Genomic DNA, 19734 nt, shown 5'->3' on the forward strand with positions numbered 1-19734 from the left:
TTCCGGCGCGTCACCCAATCAACCGATCCAGTCACAGAGAACTTGCCGATGTCTCAATCCGATGCGTTCAAGGAACTGGTCAACTCGCAGCTCCCCGCCCTGCAACTGCTCATCCAGATGGGCTGGACGTACCTGTCCCAGCCCGAGGCGCTGGAGCTGCGCGAAGGTAAAGAGCGCAACGTCGTCCTGACCGGGGTACTGGAACCGTGGCTGCGTGAACATAACCGGTTCACACGCAAGGGGACGGAGTACGCCTTCAGCGACCGCAGCATTCAGGAGGCGCTGCGCAAGCTGCTCACCGAAGAGAAACCCAGCCTGCTGCTCACCAACGCCTCGCTGTATGAGCTGCTCACGCTGGGCACGTCGCTCAGCGAGACGATCGACGGCGACACGTTCAGCCCGTCGCTGCACTATATCGACTGGAAGCACCCGGAGAACAACGTCTATCACGTCACCGACGAGTTCAGCGTCGAACGGCGCGGCAGCCACGAGAAGCGCCGCCCAGACATCGTGCTGTTCGTCAACGGCATTCCGCTGGTGGTGATCGAGTGCAAGCGCGCCGATCTCGACGGTCAGGCCGAGCTGCGCGATCCCAGCGTGGTCGGCGAGGACGAACCGGCCCACCTCAACAAGCCCATCGCCGAGGCGATCAGCCAGATGATCCGCAATCAGGGCGAGGATCAGATCCCGCACCTGTTCGCGTATTCGCAGCTGCTCATGGCGCTTCAGCCCAACGAGGCGTTCTATGCCACCACCGGCACACCCAAGAAGTTCTGGTCGCTCTGGCGCGAGGAAGCCGACCTCGACCCGGTCATTCACGACCTGATCAACCGGCCCGTCGCCCCGAATGTCGCCAGCAAGCTGTACAATTGGCGCAATTCTCCGCACGTGTATCACCAGCACTTCGCGGCGCTCGGCAAACGGCTCCCGACCGCGCAGGACCGGCTGATCTACGCGCTGCTCCGGCCGGAGCGCCTGCTGGAGCTGGCGTACCGATTCATCGTGTTCGACGGCGGCGTCAAGAAGATCGCGCGCTATCAGCAGTACTTCGCCATCAAGGCGACCATCGAGCGCGTCGCGCAGCTCAACCCGCAGGGCACGCGCACCGGCGGCGTCATCTGGCACACCACCGGCAGCGGCAAATCGCTGACGATGGTCATGCTGGCGAAGGGTCTGGCGCTGCACCCAGCCATCAGCAATCCGCGCGTCGTGCTGGTCACCGACCGCGTCGATCTGGACACGCAAATCTACGGCACGTTCCACGCCTGCGGCAAGTCGGTCGTGCAGGCCAACGACGGCAGGCATCTCGTGCGTCTGGTCACCGGCACGCTCCGCGATGGCGAGAAGCGCGGCGATGTCATCACGACGGTCATCAACAAGTTCGATCAGGCGGCGCGCGATCATGTGCTCGATGAGGGGCACAACGTATTCGTCCTCGTCGACGAAAGCCATCGCAGCCAATACGGATCGATGCACGCTAAGATGTCGCAGGTGTTCCCGAATGCGTGCTATATCGGGTTCACCGGCACGCCGCTCACCAAGGCGGAGAAGTCGACGGCGGCCCGGTTCGGCAGCTTCATCCACAAGTATCCGATGCGACAGGCAGTGGTCGATCAGGCGGTCGTCCCGCTGCTGTACGAAGGCCGCATCGTCGATCAGGACGTCGACAAGGATCAGCTCGAGAAATGGTTCGAACGCGAGACGGCCAAGCTCACCGATGAGCAGCGCACCGATCTCAAGCGCAAGATGAGCCGCAGCGAGGCGGTCAATGCGACGGAGCAACGGCTCAAAGAGATTGCCTGGAACGTTCGCGATCACTACATTGAAAATCACCGTGGAACTGGTTTCAAGGCAATGCTCGCGTGTCAGTCGAAACGGATCGGTTTGAAGTATCTCCGCTACCTTACGGATGCTGGCATTAAGGCTGAGCTCGTGGTTTCGCCCCCTGACACGCGCGAGGGGCATGAAGAAATCGATGACTTCAACCAACCGGAAATCCAGGCATTCTGGAAGAAGATGATGGCGCAGTACGGCACCGAAGAGGCGTACAACCGCGAGATCATCGAGAAGTTCTCGCAGGAGGACGGCATCGAAATCCTGGTCGTGGTCGACAAGCTGCTGACCGGCTTCGATGAGCCGCGCAACACCGTCCTCTACCTCGACAAGCCGCTCAAAGAGCACACGTTGCTGCAAGCGATCGCCCGCGTCAACCGGCTCGCCGAGGGTAAGGACTTCGGCTACATCATCGACTATCGTGGCGTGCTCGGCGAGCTCAACGAGGCGATGGACATCTACGACGCGCTCGCCGGGTTCGATACCGAGGACATCGAAGGCACGTTCGCCGACGTCAGCGAGGAGATCAGGAAGCTGCCGCAGCTGCACTCCGACCTGTGGGCGATCTTCCAGTCCGTGCCCAACACGAAAGACACCGAGGCGATGCAGCGCTTCCTCGAACCGGAGGACGTCCGCGAGCGTTTCTACGAGGCGCTGACCGACTACGCCCGCGCGCTCCGCGTCGCGCTCTCGACCACGCAGTTCTATATCGACACGCCCGAAGATCGCGTCAACCTGTACAAGAACGACCTGCGCTTCTTCCACCAGCTCCGGCAGGCCGTCAGGCTGCGGTATGCGGAGGCGATCGACTACCGCGAGTACGAAGACAAGGTGCGCAAGCTGATGGATGCGCATGTCAAGGCGACCGGCACCAGCATCATCAGCAAGTTGGTCGACATCTTCGACGTGGAGCAGTTCGAAGCCGAGGTCGAGCGCCTCGGCACGCCGACCGCGAAAGCCGACACGATCCTCAACCGCATGAAGCGGACGATCACCGAACGGATGGATGAAGACCCGGCGTTCTATCGCCGCTTCGCGGAACTGGTCGAAGAGACGATCCGCGCCTATAAGGAAGGTCGCCTGAGCGAACTGGGATACTTAGACGAAGCGGGCAAGCTGCTCCACCAGATGCAGAAAGGCCATGACAGCGCCGTGCCTGCCATCCTCGGCGGCTACAAGCACGCCTCGGCGTACTTCGGCGTCCTGCGCCAGGCCCTCAGCGAGCAGGGCATTGCGGATGACGTCGCGGCGGACATCGCGATCCAAGTCGACAAGATGATCGCCTCGAAACGTGTCCGTGACTGGACCACGAACCTCGACGTGCAGAAGAGGATCCAGCAGGAGATCGACGATCTGCTGTACAGCGCCGAACGGTCCCACGGGCTGAAGCTGGACGGCGGTCAGTTAAACGTGCTCATCGAGCAGGTGATGGAAGTCGCGAAGGCCCGCGACGCAATGGCATGATGGCGACACACTCCATCCAGTACGGTGATACCTCGATTGAATATGATCTCTCGTTCGCGGAACGGCGGACGCTGAAGATCAGCGTGCATCCCGACCTGCACGTGACGGTCACCGCGCCGGTTGACGCTACCCTCGACAAGATCGCTTCAATCGTGCGCAGGCGCGCCAAATGGATACTCCGCCAGCAGCGAGAGCTAGAGCTGTACCTGCCGCACACTCCCCCGCGCGAATACGTCAGCGGTGAAACGCACCGCTACCTCGGGCGGCAGTATCGGCTCAAGGTCGTCACAACTGAGGGCGATGAAGGCGTCAAGTTAGATCGCGGCTACCTGTTCGTGTGGGTCGCCGACCGCACCGACACGATCCGGATCAAGTCGCTGGTCGATGACTGGTACTTGAAGCAGGCCCGACGCGTGTTCGATGAGCGGTTCGCGGTCATTCTCCCGCGGTTCGAACGACAGAATCTGTCGGAGTACTCGCTCCGCATACGCGAATTGAAGTCAAGCTGGGGTACGTGTACCGAAGCGGGAACCATCACGCTCAACCTCAAGTTGATGCAGGTCTCGAAGTCGTCGATTGACTATGTGATCGCCCACGAGCTGTGCCATCTCATCGAGCACAATCACACGAAGCGGTTCTACAGCCTGCTCGACCACGTCATGCCCGACTGGCGCGATCGTCGCATTGTACTGAACGCTCATGAGTTCAGTTGAGTTGATTCACTAAGCAGGCTTGCGTTGCATTCAGTACGCCGCATCGGCCACGCCAGACTCCACTTTTGACTGGTAGCAACTACGGGGTGGTTACCCAAGCACATCGTGAGCTCCAGCGCCAGTTTGTCGACTTCCGTGGTCTTCGATTGCCAGTGGTAGTCATGTAACTCGCTTGTGTCTGCCAGGCGTTCGTCTCCAAACGCGTCGAGTCGGGTGGCGTGTGGTCACACACGTCTCTTCTACGCTTTCCTCCGAGACGCATTTTGGGCTGTATGCCCTGCCCGATGACCATCTTCACCGTCAAATCTATGCGTAAAGCGCGCCGCTTCTTGTGCACAACTTCACAATGTTGACACGTAAATTCCACATTGTATACAATCCGACAATATATAGTATGTAGAAGTCGCCTGTTGGTTTTCGTTGCGAGAACACGATTCATGCCCGTATTTTCTCAAATCCGCGCAATCAGCCTTCGTGATCAGGTTGCCGAACAGATTCGCATCGCGATCATCGAGGGGCGGCTTAAGCCTGGCGATCACATCGTGGAAGCCACGCTCACCGAGCAGTTCGGCGTGAGTCGCACGCCAGTTCGCGAGGCGCTGATCATCCTCGAACGCGAATCACTCGTCATCTCGATTCCAAATTACGGCTGCTACGTGAGGGCATTCACCGCAGACGACATCCGCGCGCTGTTTTCAATGCGTGTCGCGCTTGAAAACTTCGCCGCCGAACTCATCGTTGACAAGCTCGACGCCAATGACCATGCCCACCTGAACGATCTGATCGAACGGCAGCGGCGCCTCATTGAGCAGAACAACTTCAGAGAAGTCCGCTCGACCGATATGGAGTTCCACCGGTATCTCGTCACGCGCAGCGAGCACCCGCATCTTATGCGCAACTGGCAGGAAATCGTCGCACAGATTGCCGCCGTCCTTTATCTGCGTGCAGAAGGGATTGGGGACTACGACGAATATCTGGCGATAGAGGATCACCGGCGAATACTAGATGCCTACATCGCCCGCAACCTGGCGCAGATCGCGCACGAAAACCGGCGCATCAACAAGCGAGTCGAAGACGAGTGTGTACTCGCCCTTGGCCGAATCCAGGCCGGCTCCAGCTAATGCCAGCCGCCACTACCGGCTTCAACGTTCGCCTCGAACGATGACGCAGTCATTCCGCGATGCGCTTTGAAAGGGGGAAGCAGATCAGATCGATACGACGCACCGCACCTATCACGTCTTTTGTACATGTCTATAAGGGAGCTTGAAAATGAATCACGTTGGCCGCAAGATCCTCGCCGTTTTACTGGTAGCACTCATCGTCCTTCCGCTCACGTTCACTGTGGCAAGCGCACAGGCGGACATCACGATCTGCTTCGGTTTCCAAGACCTTGAGACCGAGTTTTGGGTCGCCGGACACCGCGCCATCACGCAGACCCTGCGTGATCAGGGCATCGAAGTCCTTGAGTACAACGCCAACGAGGACCCTAACCGCCAGCTCGAGCAGATCCGCGAGTGCATCGCTCAGGGCGTCGACGGCATCATCATCATCCCGCAGGATGGTGACAGCGCGGTGACCATCATCAACGAAGCACAGGCTTCGGATGTCCCCATCGCCGTCTTCAACCGGCCGCCCAATGACCGGTCGCGTGGTATCACGGTCGTGGCCGACAACGTCAGCGCCACCGAACAGGCCGTCGAATTCATCGCTCAGAAGGCGCTCCGCCAGTTCGAGATTACCGGCGAAGCAGTCACCCCGCTGATCCTTGTCGGTGCCCTGCAGGACACCAACGCGATCGGCCGTCGTGATGGTTTCTTCAATGTCATCAACCGTTACAACGAACGCTACCCCGGCCTGTTCAACGCGCCGATCGAAGTTGCGACCGAGTGGGACGCCGCGACCGCGCTGGCGAACCTCGAAGCCGCGATTACGGCCAACCCCGGTGTCGACTTCATCTTTACATCGTCTGACTTCCTGTTCCCGACGATCCGCTCGGTCCTTGAGCCGCGCGGCATGTGGCAGCCGATGGGTACGGCGGGGCACGTTCTGATGGCCGGCCTCGATGGCGACGCGACTGCGTGCATGCTGATCGATCAGGGCTTCGTGGACGCCACCGGCGTACAGAACCTGTTCCTTGAAGCCGAACTGACCATGGACCGCCTGCTGCAGGCGATCGCCGATGGTGAGACCCAGCCGAACGAAGTGCTGCTCGATCCGGGTTTTGCGCTGACCGCCGGCAACATTCAATTCCAGCGCAGCGACATGTGGGGCTGCGTGCTCTATGACGAGGGCTTCCTCGATCAGTAAGTTCGCGTGCGGAAGGGCGAGCCTGAACGGGCTCGCCCTTGCGTTCACTTCTGACCGCACTCCGCCGCCGCAGGCCAACCATTGCAAAAGGATGTTCCGTGTCCGCATCAAACGATAGAGCCGCCCCCCATCCGTCGCTGACCCGGCGTCAGGACAAGCGCCAGCCCAAAGGTTCGCCGGTCAGTCGACTGCTCCAAGGCGTACTTCTTTCCGATTACTTTGTCCTATACCTGACTTTGATCTTCTTTATCACGGCTGCGGTGTTTTATCCGACACTGAGCACGCCCGGCAACATCGCCAATCAGCTGCAGAACATGTGGCCGCTGCTGGCGGTCGCCATCGGGCAAACCTTTGTACTCATCCTCGGCGGTATCGACCTGTCCGTTGGCGCGACGATGGGCATCACCAGCGTGGTCGGGGCGATCGTGATGGCACAAACGCTCGATCCGGCGTTTTTCGACAAGAGCCCGCTTTGGGGCACGCTGATGCGACCCGAAGGCGGCATCCTCGCTGGCAGCGATCTCGCGGTCCCGATCGGCGTGGCCGTAATGCTGCTCCTCGGCACGCTGATCGGTTTTCTGAACGGATATGCCATCACCCGCTTTAACCTCGCGCCGTTCATGGTCACCTTGGTCTCGGCGACGTTCTTCAGCGCGTTGGCCCTCTGGCTGACCCAGTCACGCAACATCTCCGGTTTACCGGAAGCGTTCTTCACGCTCGGCAAAGGTGATATTTTCTCAGTCTACATCGGACCCAAACTCACGCCAGAGATCGCACGACGAGATATTCTGCCGTTCATCACCTACCCGTTCATCATCTCGGCAGGACTGGCGATTGCGGCCCAGTTCCTGCTATCACGAACGGTCTTTGGCCGTCGCATGTACTCGATCGGCACCAACCGTCGTGCCAGCGAGGTCTCCGGCGTACCCAGTCGCAGCGTGATCACACGCGTGTATATGTTCAGCGGCTTCTGCGCAGCGGTCGCCTCGATCCTTTACTCTGCGCGGCTCGGTATCGGACAGCCTTCGCTCGGTGGCGGCAACCTGCTGCTGGACATCATCGGAGCGGCGGTGATCGGCGGGACAAGCCTGTTCGGCGGCAAGGGATCGGTCCGCGGGACGTTTTTTGGCGTAGCCTTTTTTGTCCTGCTGCTCAACATTCTCAACGCCATGCGCCTGTCCCCCTTCATTATTGATGCGGTGAAAGGCGCGATTATCCTGCTCGCTGCCTTGACCGACATCACCCGCACCCGCCTCATCAATCGGGAGCTCCGCACATGAGCGCGCTACTCGAAGTCTCCAACATGACCAAAGCGTTCTTCGGGATCGCCGCCGTCAAGGGCGTGACCCTAAGCGTTCAGCAAGGCCAGATCCTGGGTCTGATCGGCCAAAACGGCGCAGGAAAGTCGACCCTGATGAACCTGATCGGCGGCGTCGTCCTGCCGGACAGTGGAACGATGACGCTTAACGGGCAGCCGTTCGCGCCGCGCACGCCGTCCGATGCCCAACGCGCTGGCATCGCGTTCATCCATCAGGAACTCAACCTGTTCACCAATCTGAGCATCGCGGAAAACATCTTCATCAGCAACTTCCCGCGCAACGGCTTTGGAGGCTCGATCGACCGGTCCAAAATCCGCGCGTTGACGCGCGAACTGCTGGCCTCGGTTGGCCTGGACATCTCGCCCGACACGTCCGTGGAGCGCATTTCTCCCGGTGAACGCCAGTTGGTGGAAATCGCGAAGGCGCTCTATCAGGATGCCTCACTCATCATCTTCGATGAGCCAACGACGTCGCTTACCGCCCGCGAAACCGAGCGCCTGTTCCGCATCATGCGGCAGCTTCGGGAGCAAGGCAAAGGGATCATCTACATCTCGCACATCCTCGGCGATGTCCTGGAGCTGAGCGATCAAATCGCCATCATGCGTGATGGCGAACTGGTCGGCTATGAGCCGGCGGCTCAGTACACCATCCAGCGCATGATTTCGCAAATGGTCGGGCGCAGCATCGAACAGCTCTTCCCGCCGCGCACGGCCAGTCCGGGCACCAGTCCGCTCCTCGAAGTTGAGCATGTCTCGGCCAACGGCATCGTCGAGGACATTTCGTTCACGCTTCACAGCGGCGAAGTACTCGGCCTGTTTGGCCTCATGGGTTCGGGACGTACTGAGCTCGCGCGTATGATCTTCGGCGTCGACCCGTTCGAAGGTGGCGCGATCCGGGTCGAGGGAGAACCGGTCCGCAAGCCTTCGCCGCGCAGCAGCATTCGCAACAACATCGCCTTCGTGACCGAGAACCGGCGTGAAGAAGGGCTGCTGATGAGCATCGATATCGCGAATAACATCAGCCTCGTGTCGCTGCCCGAGTTCGCCCGCACGTTCGTCAGCATCATCGACCAGCGACAGATGTACGAATCGGCACGCGAGACGGCAGCGATCCTTCAGCTCAAGAGCGGCGACATCCGCCGACAAACGGCCAAGGCCCTTAGCGGCGGCAACCAGCAGAAAGTCGTGATCGCAAAGTGGCTCATTTCACGCCCATCGATCTTCATTATGGACGAGCCAACGCGCGGCATTGACGTCGGAGCCAAATTCGAAATCTACACCATCATCGACCGTTTGGCCGCGGAAGGCAGCGGCGTACTCATCATCTCGTCCGAGCTGGATGAGCTGATGGGCATGTGCGACCGTATTCTGGTGATGAGCCGCGGTGAGCTGTTGGGCGAATTTGCCCGAGGCCAGTTTGACGAAGAGCGCATTCTGCGCGCCGCCTTCCGCGAAAACGATCTTGTCGCCGATGGCGCAAAAGAGTGAGATAAGTCATGCGACAGTTCCTGACACGCCTGTGGCAGTTTTTGCTCAACAATTCGACCCTCATCCTGTTTGTCGCCGTGTTCGTGATCTTCGGCTTGTCGTCGCCGCGCACTGTGATCGGCGACACCGGGCTCGAGTTTCCGCGCTTTTGGCTGCCTGAGAACATCCTCAACATCATTAAGCAGGCTGCCGTGTTTGCGGGCATCATCGGCGTCGGTATGACGTTCGTGCTGCTGACCGCCGGCATCGATTTGTCGGTCGGGTCGAACATGTACCTGTCGGTCGTCTGCGCCGGCCTCTTGATGCGCTCCAGCGGCCTCGACATCGTTCCGGCCATGATCGTCTCGCTGCTGGTCGGTATGTTGTTTGGGGCGTTCAACGCGTTCTGCATCGTCCGGCTCAAGATCATCCCGTTCATGACCACGCTCGCGACGCTCGTCATCGGGCGCGGCCTTGGCACGGCACTCACCGAGTCGCAGCAGATTGACTTTCCCGAGCGCATGAACGCCTTCGGCCAAACGCAGGTGCTGGGCTTCATTCCGATGCCGATCGTCTTCTTTGCGGCCGTCGTCATTGCCGCGTGGTTTGTCCTTACACGCACGCAGTTCGGCCGGCAGGTTTACGCGGTCGGCAACGATATCGAAGCGGCCAAGAAAGCCGGTATCAATACCGATCGCACGCTAGCGATGGTATACATCATCTCCGGCCTGTGCGCCGGACTAGCCGGGTTCATTTTGGCCTCTCAACTTGGGGGCCGGGTCGACCGCAGCTTCGGCGAAACCCGCGAGTTCGACGCCATTGCGGCGGCCGTACTCGGCGGGACAAGCCTGTTCGGTGGCGTCGGCAACGTGTTCGGAACCGTGGTCGGCGCGCTGCTCATCCAAATGGTTGGAACAGGTCTACAGTTCAATCTGGTCAACCTGTATTTGCAGCCGATGGCACGCGCATTCGTCATCTTCCTTGCGATCTTCTTCGACAGCCTCCGTGAGGCCAACATCAAGAAGCTGAAGCGAAGGTTCATTCGTCCGCTTCACTCACCCGTGGCGGGGTCTAGTCACGCTGAAGCCGGAGACTAGCCATGCTCCCGCGGATATTTGACGGTTCCGGCAAGCCCGCGCCTGACCGTCTTTTGCTGCGGGCAGGCCAGCTGACACTGCAGTATGAAGCCGGCATGGTACGCTACGTGCGCCTCGGCACTATCGAGGTCCTGCGCGCCATTTATGCCGCCGTGCGCGACCGCAACTGGGGCACCGTGCCGGGTGAACTGCGCGACGTGCAGTTGGAGCAATTCACCGACTCGTTCCGACTGTCGTTCGTGAGCGACCACCAGCAGGGAACAGTGCACTTCCGTTGGTCTGGCGTGATTACCGGAACGGCCGACAGCACGCTGACGTTCGAGTTCGACGGTGAAGCGCTCACAGCGTTCCAGCGCAATCGGATCGGTTTCTGTGTGCTGCACCCCATGGACCTCGCCGGCGTTCCACTCACGATTGAACACACGGATGGTTCGCTTACCGAGAGCGTGTTCCCGCGCGACATCGCACCGCATCAGCCGTTCTTCGATATTCGCGCCATCACCCATCACGTTGCGCCCGGCCTGCGTGCCGAAACACGCATGGAGGGCGATGCCTTCGAGATGGAGGATCAGCGCAACTGGATCGACGCGTCGTTCAAAACGTACTGCACGCCTCTGGGCCTGCCGTTCCCGGTCGCCCTCGAAGCCGGTACGCGCGTCCGCCAGTCGGTTACGCTCAGGATGATCGGAAGCGCGCCAGCGGTGGAGACTCAGGATACGTCCCATACAATCCGTGTGTCATCGACACCGGCCGCGACCCTCCCGCCGATCGGTTTTGCCGTCGCGTCGCACGGTGACGGATTGACCCCGCGCGAAATCGAGCGTTTGAAGGCGCTGCACCCGGCGCACTTGCGCGTCGATCTGCGGCTCGACGGCAGCGCTGCCGCCGCTCTCGACCACGCATGGGTACAGGCGCAGGCGGTAGGCGCTGACCTGGAAATCGCCGTGCACCTCAGCACAGGCGACCGTGCCACTGATCTCGCATACGTTCGCGACCTGATCGAGTCCCGCGGCTTACGCGGCGCGATCATCGTGCTGCGTGACGGCGAGCTGGCAGCCAGTCCGGAAACGATAGCGGCGGGCGTTCGCGCTCTGGCGGGGCTTCCGCTTGCGCTCGGAACCGGCACCAACGGCTATTTCACACAGCTCAACCGAATCCGGCCCGACGTCTCGATGCTCAGCGATGTCGAGCGCCGCAATCTGCAGTTCGTGGCGTACTCGGTCAACCCGCAGGTGCACGCATTCGACAACGCTTCGCTGGTCGAGACGCTGCCCGTCATACGCGAGACGGTCCACTCGGCGCGCGGCTTTTCGCCTGTTCCGACCATCGCCGTGTCTCCCGTCACGTTCAAGATCCGCTGGAACCCCGACGCTACGGCCCCCGAAGGACCCACACCCACCGGCCAGTTGCCGCGACAAGTCGATGTCCGACAGATGTCTCTGTTCGGCGCCGGCTGGACGGTCGGTGCGCTCGCATCACTGGGGAGCGCCGGATGCTGCAGCCTCACGTTCTTCGAAACGACCGGTTGGCTGGGTGTGATGGAGCGCGAGGCCGGTTCATCGCTGCCCGAGCTGTTTCCGTCCACAGCCGGCGCCGTCTTCCCGATGTATCACGTCTTTGCCGACACGGCCGAGTTTGCGGGCGGTGACGTCCTCCAATGTACAGTGTCGCACCCGCTCGAATTGAGTGCACTGGCACTCCGTTCGGGCACACGTGTGCGCGTCTTGGTCGCCAACCACACGGCCGAATCGGCCAGTGTGACCCTCGACGGGATTGTTGGCTCTGCTATGGTCAAGCAGCTCGACGAGACGTCTGCCCAGATGGCGACAATCGATCCCGAGCGCTTCCGCCGGGAACCGGGCCACGCCGCGTCCGCCTCCGCTGCCGGTCTACACCTCGAACTGCTGCCGTACGCCATCGCGCGTATCGACCTGGATGGCACGTCATGACTCCACGAATTCGCGCGCATTACTTGATCGAGACCGCCCACGACCCGGCGCAAGCCGCAGAGATGATGGCTGGCGAGCAAAGCGCTGGGACGTTCGTGAAAGTACCCGGCGAGACACCCGAACTGCTGGCGGCGCACGGCGCGCAGGTCGAACGACTCGAACCGCTTGAGCCGGTGCACGCGCCGTCGCTCCCGGGCAGCAAACCGCCTGAGAACGGAAACACCGCGTACCACCGCGCCCACGTCACCCTTTCATTTCCCTATGACAACATCGGCCCCTCGCTGACAACCCTGTTCACAGCGGTGGCCGGCAATCTTTTCGAGCTTGGACCGTTCAGCGGTCTTAAACTGCTCGACGTCGAGATTCCGCCCGACATCGGCAGCGCGTATCCTCTGCCAGCCTTTGGCAGTGCGGGAACTCGGCGGCTCTCGGGTGTTGAAGACCGCCCGCTGTTCGGCACCATTGTCAAGCCGAGCGTCGGTCTGACACCGGAACAAACAGCGGACCTCGTCCGTACCCTGGCGAACGCTGGATTGGACTTCGTCAAGGATGACGAGCTTCAAACCGATTCTCCGCACTCGCCGCTCAGCGCGCGCGTGGCCGCGGTCATGCGCGTCATCAACGACCACGCCGACCGGACCGGCAAGAAGGTGATGTATGCCTTCAACGTCACCGGTGATCTCGACGCGATGAAGCGCGGACATGACACGGTGCTTGCGCACGGCGGCACCTGCGTCATGGTCAACATGATTTCTGTCGGGCTGGTAGGCGTTACCGAACTACGCCGTCACGCCCAGCTTCCGATACACGGGCACAGGGCGGGCTGGGGCATGTTAAGCCGCCACCCTCTTCTGGGCATGGCGTATCCGGCCTTTTCGAAGTTCATGCGCCTGGCTGGGGTCGATCATCTGCACGTCAATGGCTTGCGCAACAAGTTCTGCGAAACAGATGGCAGCGTGATCGAGGCGGCGCGTGACGTGCTCACGCCGATCCCTGGAATTGGCGCTGCAACCATGCCGGTCTTTTCCTCAGGACAGTCGGCCAAGCAGATCCCTGACACGTATCATGCGCTGGGCAGCACCGACTGGCTCTACCTTGCCGGTGGTGGCATTGTAGGACATCCCGGCGGCCCGGCGGCCGGAGTCCGGGCGCTTCAACAAGCGTGGGCTGCTGCTGCCAGCGGCGTCACTCTCAGCGAATACGCGCGCACACACTCGGATCTTGCAAGCGCGTTAGAAAGGTTTGGGCCGTGACAAGCGATCGTCGTTTGTTGCTGACGTTCTACGGAGACGACTTTACCGGCTCCACGGACGTCATGGAGGTGCTGGAATGGGCGGGCATCCCGGCGCTGCTTTTCCTTGAGCCGCCCTCCCCGGACGTACTTGAGCGGCAGTTTCCCAACGTGCGGGCAGTCGGCGTCGCCGGCGTCAGCCGCAGCATGAGCCCGTCGCAGATGGATCACGAACTGCCGCCGATCTTCTCTGCGCTCAAGGCGCTCGACGCCCCCATATTCCACTACAAGGTCTGCTCAACGTTCGACTCTTCGCCAACCGTCGGCAGCATTGGTCAAGCGATCGAGACGGGTCTGCGCATCTTCGGAGAGCAGACTGTTCCGCTGATCATCGGCGCTCCGTTCCTGCGGCGCTACGTCGCGTTCAGCAACCTGTTCGCGCGGGTCGACGACACGACCTATCGCCTCGATCGGCACCCGACGATGAGCCGGCATCCGGTCACACCCATGACCGAGGCCGATCTCCGGCTCCATCTGGGTGAACAGACGACACGGCGGATCGCGGCGATGAACGTCCTGCATCTCGGTATGCCGTACGCCGAGCGGCGCGCCTACTACGATCGACTCGAGGACAACGGCGCGCAGATTGTAGTGTTCGACACGATCGATGACGAGCATCTAGCCGCGATTGGGTGTTTGCTCTTTGAACTGTCGTCGGGGCATGACGGCAGTCGCCCGTTGTTTCTGGTCGGATCGTCCGGCATCGAGAAGGCGATTACACTGGAACGTGCATTCGGCGGTTCGGGCGAGTCGAGCGCGCCGTCGTCTGTCGCCTCGGTCGACCAACTCGTCGTCGTGTCCGGAAGCGCTGCACCCGCCACTGCCGATCAGCTCCGCTGGGCCGAAGCCAACGGCTACGCGATGATCCGACTGAACGCCGCCCAGCTGGTCGACCGTGAATCGGCCGACCGCGAGCGTGAAGCCTCGGTCGCTCAGGCCGTAAGCCTGATCGGCTCCGGCGCCAGCGTGGTGCTTTACAGTGCGCTTGGGCCGGACGACCCGCATATCAGCGAGACCAAGGCGCATCTCGCCCGCATGTCGGTCGATCCGCAGTCGGTCGGTCAACGCCTCGGCACGCAGCAAGGCATGATTTTGCGCGCGATCCTTGAACGTACAGGCTTGCGCCGCGCCATCGTTACCGGTGGTGACACGTGTGGTTACAGCGCACGTCAGCTCGGAATCTACGCTCTGAGCGCGGTCATGCCGGTCGCTCCGGGCGCGCCACTTTGCCGCGCCTACTCCGGCGATCCGGCCTTCGACGGGCTGGAGATCTCGCTAAAGGCCGGTCAAGTGGGCAAGCCAGATTACTTCGGAAGCATTCGACAGGGTTTCGTTTAGGAGAACAACACCATGACGATGAAAGTTGCACTAATGGGCGCGGGCGGCAAGATGGGCCAGCGGCTCACAGATAACCTGATGAAACTGCCTGACCGCTACGACATGTCGTATATTGAGGTCAGCGAGGTAGGCGTGGCAAACCTTGCCAAGCGTGGGCTGAAACCAACGCCACAGGACGTTGCGCTGAAAGACGCCGATGCGGTCATTCTTGCCCTCCCCGATCGCCTGATCGGCAAGATTACACGTGGCATGATCGAGGACTTGAAACCCGGCGCGATGGTTGTCAGCCTCGACCCGGCAGCGGCCTACGCCGAAGTCATTCCACTGCGTTCCGACCTCACGTACTATGTCTCGCACCCGTGCCATCCGCCGCTGTTCAACGACGAGGTGACGGAAGACGCCCGCACCGACTGGTTCGGTGGTGTTAAAGCCAAGCATCATATTGTCTCGGCCCTGCATCGCGGCCCGGAGGCCGACTGGGCCAAAGGCGACCAGCTCGCGCGCGACATGTACGCACCCGTGTTGAACAACTATCGCATCACCGTCGAGCAGATGGCGATCCTCGAGCCGGCGCTGGTCGAAACTTTCGCGGCGACCTGTATCTCCGCGATCAAAGAAGCCTATGACGCAGCTGTCGAGATGGGCGTGCCGGCTGAAGCAGCTTGGGAGTTTCTGTCCGGCCACGCGCGCATCGAATTCGCCATCATTTTCGGCTTTTCGGGCTTCCCCTTCAGCGACGGCGCCAAGCTGGCGATCCGCAACGCCTACGAAAAGATCTTCAAGCCCGATTGGAAGGAACGCATCATGAATCTCGACGCGCTGAAGGTCAGTGTGGCCGAGATCACAGACAGCCTCGATCGGTAAGGAGGCGCAGGCGTGTTTGGTCTGGCACACTATCAGGCAGTGCTCGCGGCAGTCGGGGAGGACTATCATACCTTGCCGCTCGGCGCTGGGGCTGTAGCGCTAGTAACCCGGCGCGGCGGCCGTGTGCTGGGAGTCTTTCCGCCTGACGGCGGCGCAAACCTACTATGGACCAGCAGCGCGTTCGACTCGTCCGAAGCGTTCCGTGCCTTCACCGCACGCACTGACGGATGGGCGTGGAACCTCGGTGGCGACCGCTGCTGGATTGCCCCTGAAATCTCGTTCAATGTACGCGACCGGCGCGACTTCGCCGGGACCTGGCAGATACCATACGCTATGGACCCGGGCGCCTATGAGCTCGGTGTCAATGGCGATAAGGTGTCGCTCAGCGCCAATATGTCGCTGACAGCGTATCGTCACGGCGCCGAGCTCGGACGCGCGCGCCTGCGTCTTGTTCGAACCCTTCTGCCATCGAAAGATCCGCTCGATGTCGGCTCGCAGTTCGGGAACAGTATCACCTATGCCGGCTATGAACAATACGTCACGCTGTCCTCACTCGATAGCGACTTGCCGGTTCCGGTGGAGATGTGGAATCTTGTGCAGCTCAACGCAGGCGGCACGCTGCTGATCCCGGTCGTCGGAATGGTGCGATCATCGACATATGTCGGAAGCGCACCGGGCTTTGCCCAGACCACCAGCGGCAGCGTACTCCATCTGCCGCTGGATGGGCGTAGTCAGTTCAAGATCGGCTACAAGGCGTTATGTATGACGGGCCGCATGGGTTATCTGGGATCCTTCCCTGATAGTCGAGCCTATCTGATTATTCGTAACTTCTTCAACGACCCGGCCAATGTTTACGTGGAAGAGCCGCCTGACCAACCCGGCAATCGGGGTCACTCGGTGCATGTGTATAACGACGGCGGCACGTCGAATAACGGCCAACCCTTCTGCGAGATGGAATGCAGCGGGAGGTCCATTGGCACGGAGGGTACGGTTGGCCGGCGTACCGTCTCCGACGCACTGGCATTGTGGACGTATGTCGGCAAGCGCGCACAGATTGATGCAGTCGCGCGCGACCTGTTAGGAAGCACAACATGACAAAACTCGGTCTAGGTAGTTATGGAGTTGCATGGGGTATTGGCGTCCACGGTTACGCACAGCCGGAAAACCCCATAACCCCGATGGGATTGCTCGAATTCGCCAGGTCGCTCGGCCTGCAGCTTGTGCAGTATGCGGACAATCTGCCGCTCGATGCGCTCGATCCCCAAGCACGCAAGGCGCTGTGCGACCGTGCAAGCGCGTCTGGAATCTCTATCGAGGTCGGCACGCGCGGGATCGCGACGGATCACTTACGAACCTACATGGAGATCGCGCACTACTTCGGCTCCCCGATTCTGCGCGTGGTGGTCGATACAGCCGCTCATCACCCGGATCCGGCTGAGGTCATCGACTTGGTCGGTGCCGTCCTGCCGGACCTGCATTCGGCAGGCATTACGCTCGCTATCGAGAATCACGATCGCTTCAAGGCGACCGCGCTGGCCGATATCATGCGAACCCTGGACGACCCGCACGTTGGCATCTGCCTCGATACCGTCAATTCGTTCGGGGCGTTGGAAGGGCCGGATGTCGTTGTTGCCGCGCTCGGCCCATTCGTGGTCAACCTGCATTTGAAGGAGTTTGTTGTCCGACGTGCCCCACACAACATGGGGTTCGAGGTAACCGGTGCGCCAGCCGGTCAGGGGATGCTGGACATCCCGCGGCTACTCAACTCATTGCGCGCATTCGGCCGGTCGTTCAACGCGGTCATTGAGACGTGGTTACCCCCGCAAGCGACGATGCAGGCCACGATTGACACCGAGCGCGACTGGGTATCTCAAAGCGTCGGCTATTTGCGCGCCCTTATCACGGACTGAAGGAACTACCATGTCAAAACTGCGTTTCGCGATGTTCGGAACTGGATTCTGGTCGACCTTTCAGCTTGGCGGCTGGCTGCAGACCGGTGAAGTCGAATGTGTCGCACTGTACAATCGCACCAAATCAAAAGCCCTCCGCCTGGCGGCACAATTCGGCATACCGGAGGAGTCCGTCTATGACAGCGCCGAGGCGTTGCTCGACAATGAACAGGTCGATTTCGTAGACATCTGCACGGCAGTTGAAACACACTATCCGCTCACCAAAATGGCCGCCGAACGCGGCCTGCCGGTGGTGTGTCAAAAACCAATGGCGACGACCCTCGCGGAGTGCGAAGCGCTCGTTCAGACATGCGCAACCGCCGGGGTTCCGCTGTACATCAACGAGAATTGGCGCTGGCAGTACCCGATACGCGCGTTCAAGTCGGCGCTCGATCGCGGCGGCATCGGCACCGTGTTCCGCGCCGTGATCGACTATCGCAACAGCTTCCCGGTGTTCGACAATCAGCCCTTCCTCAAGGAGCTCGAACAGTTCATCCTGACCGATATCGGCAGCCACATTCTGGACACCGCCCGCTTCCTGTTCGGCGAGCCGGTTTCGCTGTACTGCCAGACATACCGCGTCCACCCAGACATCAAGGGCGAGGATGTCGCAACTGTCACGTTGGCAATGGAGAGCGGTGCTGCCGTTGTGTGCATGATGAGCTATGCCAGCCCGCGCGAACACGACCGTTTCCCGGAGACGTACATTCAGGTCGAGGGCGCATCCGGTTTCCTGGAGCTGGCACCCGACTTCTGGATCCGTGAAACCGTTGGCGGCCATACGACATCTGAGCGGCATCGCCCGCCGCGCTTCGAGTGGGCCGACCCGGCGTACGATCAAGTGCACTCCAGCATTTATCCGGCACAGCTGAACATCGCGCGTGCGCTCAAGGGGATTGAACCAGGTGAGACATCCGGCGTGGACAACCTCAAGTCGATGCAGCTCGTCTTCAAGTCGTACGAGTCTGCTGCCGCGAATCAGGTTGTTTCGCTTGTCTAGCATGTAACTATACCCGTGGCGTCCAACTCGAAACGTCCTGCGCGGCTTGTGTGATTCGGAGAGATCATTACTCATAGATCAAGGAGTAGTGCATCGATGGATCGGGAACAGAAGCAGCGCCTCGGATGGGTGAAGTTGTATTTGGAAACGGGTGATGCAGGAATGACCTGTCGCCGCTGTGGCATTTCGCGACCAACGTTGCGAAAGTGGATCAGACGCTTTCAAGCAGAGAGAGAAGACGGATTGCGCAGCCGAAGTCATCGTCCCCTGCCCACACCTGGTCAGAAGGTGCAGGCTCAGCAGGTCGGCTGGATCATGTAGCTGCGCAACGCCAGAAATCTGGGCGTCCGACGTATTCAAAGTGAACTATTGCGTCTACATCGCCTGAAGTTATCGCTTTCTACCCTGCACCAGTCTTGACCGAACAAGAGGCGAAAGCGCTGCGTCGGCAGAGGCGATACAGCCAAGGGGAGCGCTATACGCGGCCTATACCTGGGGAACGGGTGCATGTTGACACCATTAAGATTGCGCCCGGCATCTATCAATACACGGCTATCGATGACTGCACCCGATGGCTGCAGACGGCTCTTTACTCCCGTCGAAACGCTGAGAATTCGCGCGAATTTCTCGAAGATGTCATTCAAGCAATGCCTTTTCCGGTCCAGCGCATCCAGACTGACCGTGGTACAGAATTCACCGCCTACGATGTCCAGGAGATGTTGTCCTTCCTCCGCACCAAGTGGCGGCCTGTCCCACCACGCTCACCTCATCTCAACGGCAAAGTTGAGCGGGTCCAGCAGACAATCTTAGATGAATTCTACCCGACCGTTGATCTGAACAATGCTGACCTTCAGAAGCTCGACCTTCTTCTTTGTGATTCGGTTTGGAATTACAACTACGAGCGGATTCACGGCGTGTTGGGTAAGCCGCCAACGGAACGGCTGACGGAACGGGTATCCAAAGTGCCGCATTGGGAAGTCGTAGACGAGGCGTTCAGTGCCGTAAAGGAGTATCTGCATCTGCGCCGACTCGGCATCTACATCTACCTTGGGGAGTGAAACCGTCTTCCCAAATCACACAAACGACGGGTTAGCTGTGGTGCCCGCGCCGGTCTAGGTTACTCAAGCACCCAGGCGCAGTATCA

General features: G+C 60.5%; 16 protein-coding genes. All 16 read left to right on the plus strand.

From position 1 onward, the window contains the following. Positions 1-48: 48 nt before the first annotated feature. The 16 genes from IPM16_10275 to IPM16_10350 all read left to right on the plus strand — a co-directional run bounded on the left by IPM16_10275 (position 49) and on the right by IPM16_10350 (position 19648). Positions 49-3297 carry a type I restriction endonuclease subunit R gene (locus IPM16_10275; protein ID MBK9123486.1) on the plus strand — a complete coding sequence of 1083 codons (3249 nt, stop codon included), beginning with the start codon at positions 49-51 and terminating at the stop codon, positions 3295-3297. After that, on the plus strand, positions 3294-4010 hold the full coding sequence (locus tag IPM16_10280; protein MBK9123487.1) for a M48 family metallopeptidase: 717 nt from the start codon (positions 3294-3296) through the stop codon (positions 4008-4010). The genes IPM16_10275 and IPM16_10280 overlap by 4 nt, the downstream gene beginning before the upstream one ends. A gap of 437 nt (positions 4011-4447) precedes the next feature. Then, the gene (locus tag IPM16_10285) at positions 4448-5131 is read left to right on the plus strand and encodes a GntR family transcriptional regulator (protein MBK9123488.1); all 684 of its coding nucleotides are present in this window, start codon (positions 4448-4450) and stop codon (positions 5129-5131) included. Positions 5132-5279: 148 nt separating this feature from the next. Beyond that, positions 5280-6317, plus strand: a complete 1038-nt coding sequence (locus IPM16_10290) for a sugar ABC transporter substrate-binding protein (GenBank protein MBK9123489.1) — start codon at positions 5280-5282, stop codon at positions 6315-6317. Between the two features lie 98 nt (positions 6318-6415). Beyond that, positions 6416-7597 (plus strand): ABC transporter permease, encoded by a 1182-nt coding sequence (locus tag IPM16_10295; GenBank protein MBK9123490.1) that lies wholly within the window; start codon positions 6416-6418, stop codon positions 7595-7597. Continuing rightward, positions 7594-9123 (plus strand): sugar ABC transporter ATP-binding protein, encoded by a 1530-nt coding sequence (locus IPM16_10300; GenBank protein MBK9123491.1) that lies wholly within the window; start codon positions 7594-7596, stop codon positions 9121-9123. The genes IPM16_10295 and IPM16_10300 overlap by 4 nt, the downstream gene beginning before the upstream one ends. 8 nt (positions 9124-9131) lie before the next feature. Further along, positions 9132-10199 (plus strand): ABC transporter permease, encoded by a 1068-nt coding sequence (locus IPM16_10305; GenBank protein ID MBK9123492.1) that lies wholly within the window; start codon positions 9132-9134, stop codon positions 10197-10199. Positions 10200-10201: 2 nt separating this feature from the next. After that, the gene (locus IPM16_10310) at positions 10202-12148 is read left to right on the plus strand and encodes a hypothetical protein (protein ID MBK9123493.1); all 1947 of its coding nucleotides are present in this window, start codon (positions 10202-10204) and stop codon (positions 12146-12148) included. Beyond that, positions 12145-13401 (plus strand): ribulose 1,5-bisphosphate carboxylase, encoded by a 1257-nt coding sequence (locus tag IPM16_10315; GenBank protein ID MBK9123494.1) that lies wholly within the window; start codon positions 12145-12147, stop codon positions 13399-13401. Before IPM16_10310 ends, IPM16_10315 begins: the two co-directional genes overlap by 4 nt. Then, the gene (locus IPM16_10320; protein ID MBK9123495.1) at positions 13398-14777 is read left to right on the plus strand and encodes a four-carbon acid sugar kinase family protein; all 1380 of its coding nucleotides are present in this window, start codon (positions 13398-13400) and stop codon (positions 14775-14777) included. Before IPM16_10315 ends, IPM16_10320 begins: the two co-directional genes overlap by 4 nt. Before the next feature lie 12 nt (positions 14778-14789). Continuing rightward, positions 14790-15641 (plus strand): semialdehyde dehydrogenase, encoded by an 852-nt coding sequence (locus tag IPM16_10325; protein ID MBK9123496.1) that lies wholly within the window; start codon positions 14790-14792, stop codon positions 15639-15641. 12 nt (positions 15642-15653) lie between these two features. Then, the gene (locus IPM16_10330) at positions 15654-16736 is read left to right on the plus strand and encodes a hypothetical protein (GenBank protein MBK9123497.1); all 1083 of its coding nucleotides are present in this window, start codon (positions 15654-15656) and stop codon (positions 16734-16736) included. Next, positions 16733-17551 carry a sugar phosphate isomerase/epimerase gene (locus IPM16_10335; GenBank protein ID MBK9123498.1) on the plus strand — a complete coding sequence of 273 codons (819 nt, stop codon included), beginning with the start codon at positions 16733-16735 and terminating at the stop codon, positions 17549-17551. Before IPM16_10330 ends, IPM16_10335 begins: the two co-directional genes overlap by 4 nt. A 10-nt stretch (positions 17552-17561) precedes the next feature. Continuing rightward, a complete protein-coding gene (locus IPM16_10340; GenBank protein ID MBK9123499.1) occupies positions 17562-18590 on the plus strand; it encodes a Gfo/Idh/MocA family oxidoreductase in 1029 nt (342 codons plus the stop codon). A 96-nt stretch (positions 18591-18686) separates the two neighbouring features. Continuing rightward, positions 18687-18911 carry a helix-turn-helix domain-containing protein gene (locus IPM16_10345; GenBank protein ID MBK9123500.1) on the plus strand — a complete coding sequence of 75 codons (225 nt, stop codon included), beginning with the start codon at positions 18687-18689 and terminating at the stop codon, positions 18909-18911. A 95-nt stretch (positions 18912-19006) separates the two neighbouring features. Beyond that, positions 19007-19648, plus strand: a complete 642-nt coding sequence (locus IPM16_10350) for a transposase (protein ID MBK9123501.1) — start codon at positions 19007-19009, stop codon at positions 19646-19648. Positions 19649-19734: the final 86 nt, after the last annotated feature.

The sequence above is a fragment of the Candidatus Flexicrinis affinis genome (assembly GCA_016716525.1).
Classification (GTDB): Bacteria; Chloroflexota; Anaerolineae; order Aggregatilineales; family Phototrophicaceae; genus Flexicrinis; species Flexicrinis affinis.